1 pseudogene is annotated in these 545 nt (G+C 47.2%); it reads right to left on the bottom strand.

The features are described 5' to 3' along the window. Positions 1-545, bottom strand: a pseudogene (locus R7Z77_RS27860) (hypothetical protein); the annotation flags it as partial.

The following is a 545-nucleotide window of genomic DNA, read 5'->3' as shown; positions in this document are numbered from 1 at the left end:
GCTCCACGTACGCATAATTAGGTTGGCTGTGTTTGAGAGTCAGCCAGGTATTCAAACTGACCTTGCCAGACTCCGCACCCGATTCTTCTTGCATGTAAGTGGTAAGCCAAGGCGTTACCGAGACATCTTGCGCACTCACGTAAAACTCACCAGACACATCACGCAGCGAACCATGGTCTTTAAAGTTAGCATTTACTAACAGTGAATTCAGGCTAGCGTCTGCAATACTGACTGTGCCTTCCGCCAAGTGACGTTTGCCTTGGTTACTCCAGCGAAGCTGTTCAATATCGAGTCGACGAGTTTCGCCCGATACCGATTTGTACCAGACGCGTGAATTCGTAATGGTGAAGTCTTCAAACTGGCGCAGCAATAGTGAGTCCAGCTGATCAATCAGCTTAACTTCATTTTGGTCAACATCAGTGGTCGGCTCTTGATTGCTCGACGTAGGTAGAAGATCGACCGTGCGAATATCTAATGCCAAGTTATGAATGGTTAAGTCGGCCACGACGGGCTTAAACTGAAGTAACGATTGAATCAAATCGAAT

The sequence above is a fragment of the Vibrio sp. 1401 genome, assembly GCF_033340295.1.
This window is presented reverse-complemented; position numbering and strand designations above follow the sequence as displayed.